Here is a 2,772-nt window from a genome sequence, read left to right as displayed (position 1 = left end):
GACCAAAGACAATCTAGGAGCGTGAATACGTTAGTCGATGGTATTGGTGAAACACGTGGTATTCTTACCATGGGGCTTACCTCTATCGAAGATACCAACTCACAAAACAAAACCGTTAATGCATCCTCCTCTTTCGCTGATAAAAACTTTATCATGTGGGGGAACAATAACGCAAGCTTAGATGCAGCGCCTTCTACTATCTCTGTTGATATGAGTGCTAATATTGCAGGCCTTAGTACTAATGTCTCTTTTATTGGTATGCAGCGTATCTGGAAAGTTGTTGAAACGGGCGATGTCGATAGAGTGCAAATCTCTATCCCTGAAAATGCTGTACGAAACATTACACCTCCTGGTAATTATCTAATGTTTATCTCCGATACTGGTGTCTTTACACCTACGGCACAATATCGTGTCATGACTGCTGATGGAAGTGGCAACCTGGTTGCTGAATACGATTTCCCTGCCAACTCAGAACGCTATATCACTTTTGGCTACGCGCCAGAGATTATCGTAGAACGTTCAATTAATTTTGATGCTTCGGCTTCCAATTATATAGATGTAGAAGATAATCTTGATTTAAATACAAGTTTTACACTATCCACTTGGGTTAAAAGAGAGTCTGGTTCTACAAACTCCTCTATTATAGCTAAGAGAGATGTAGGTTTCTCAGAAGGTTACGATTTAAGAATAAATAACTCTGGACGTGTAGAAATGCGTTGGAGAGATGGGGTACTGACAAGGAGTATCAGCTCTCTAGTAGCTATACCAGAAGATGAGTGGCACCATATTGCTGTTACGCACGATGGCACTACAGCCCAACTCTATATCGATGGTGTATTAGAAACATCATCCTCTCTCCCACTACCCGCAGATACAAGTAACTCCTTTTTAATCGGTGCAGCTGGTAGAGATGGCAACACAACTAATCACTTCGAAGGTAATATCGATGAAGTTCGTGTATGGAATCAAGCACTTACGGTTGGTGAATTACGTTTTTTAATGAATCAAGAACTTGAGGATAATCCTGGAACCATTGGTAAATATTTTAACGATAATAGCATTCTTCCGACTAAGAATGATGCCTCTGGTTTGGATTTCTCTAATTTAAGAGCTTATTTCCCAATGTCACGTTATACATATACAAATACAGATGACGAATCAGGAAATAATTTAATCGGATACTTAAGACAACTAAGAACAGTCGATTTTCAAACGGCACCACTTCCGTATAGATCAACTCAAAATGGAGATTGGGAAACTAATAGTACATGGGTAAATGGTAGTATGCAATATATTCCTGGTTCACGCTCATTAGCCGATAACGACATCTCTGTAGACTGGAATATTGTTGAAACGGCTCATGATATTACAATTGATAACACATCACTTTTTGATGATACGCTTGTTAATCTTCCCGACCCTGATGGTAACGATAATGAGGGTAATAGAACAGTATTAGCTCATGTACAAACCGCAGGAACTATAACCGTAGACGGAGACAACACTGCGAAAACAGGTTTTGGTTACACGGTTACGCATTATCTTGAAATGAGCGGAACATTCGATTTGGAAGGTGAATCTCAACTTATTCAAACCACAGATAGTGATTTAATTCTTGGTCCTTCAGGAGAATTAGAAAAAGACCAACAAGGTACTACGAACACCTATCATTATAACTACTGGTCAGCGCCTGTTGGTAACACTAGTATTGCACCTGCCAGTCTTAACCCTAACCGATATTCGTACGCAGTTACCGATATTATGTTCGATGGTGGTTCTGGTGTAAACTTCTCTGCTACCGGATACGACGGTGCAAATACATCGCCAGTTACAATTGCAGACTACTGGATTTGGAAGTTTGCTAATCAAACCGATGGTGATTACTCGCAATGGCAGCATGTTAGACGCACAGGAACTATACTACCTGGTGAAGGTTTTACAATGAAAGGTCCTGGCTCTACGGGTACAGAACAAAACTATACGTTTAGAGGTAGTCCTAATAACGCTAATATTAATCTTACCATTAGTCAGTACAATGACTATCTTGTCGGTAATCCTTACGCTTCTGCTATTGATGCAAGACAGTTTATCATAGATAATGGTCCTACGCTATTCTATGACGATTCTGTAACACCTGAAGCAGATGCTACGACTAGTGGTACATTATACTTCTGGGAACATTGGGGTGGCGGTGACCATATATTACAAAACTACCAAGGTGGTTACGGTACCTACAACTTGGCAGGTAGTATAGCAGCACCTTTTAGCTTAACTGGAACATCTGACCCTGATGTGTCACAAACTGGCTCTGGTACTAAAGCGCCTGGAAGATATATCCCTGTCGGACAAGGATTCTTTGTTGTTGCAGCAAACGGTGGTACAATTAACTTTAATAACGGACAACGTGTCTTTAAAAAAGAGTCTGCTGCAAATGGTGTATTCTTTAGAAACAATACTGCCAACCAAGCTGATATTGTCTCTGAGGATAGCGCTGACCCAAGAACTAAAATTAAACTTGGTTTTGAATCGGCTAGTGGGCAACACAGACAGCTATTACTAACTATAGACGATAATACAACGCCTGGTGTCGATTGGGGTTATGATGCCATAACCTACGAATTTAAAAACGACGATATGTTTTGGGCGATTGATAACAACTTCTATGTTATACAAGCTTCTAATAGTATGGAAGAAAACACGAGTTATCCTTTAATTATTTACACCTCTGAGGATGGCGATAATAGTATCAAAATCGACGAGCTCGTAAATATA

The 2,772-nt window shown here is 40.0% G+C and carries 1 protein-coding gene; it reads left to right on the top strand.

Annotated features, from left to right (window positions below):
• A partial coding sequence (locus tag DFQ05_RS13560; protein ID WP_479686041.1) for a LamG domain-containing protein occupies positions 1-2,772 on the top strand: 2,772 nt, incomplete at both ends.

Origin of the sequence: Winogradskyella wandonensis (assembly GCF_004346845.1) — a bacterium.
Lineage (GTDB): Bacteria > Bacteroidota > Bacteroidia > Flavobacteriales > Flavobacteriaceae > Winogradskyella > Winogradskyella wandonensis.
The sequence above is the reverse complement of the archived record's forward strand: the minus strand, read 5'-3'. Positions and strand labels throughout refer to the sequence as shown.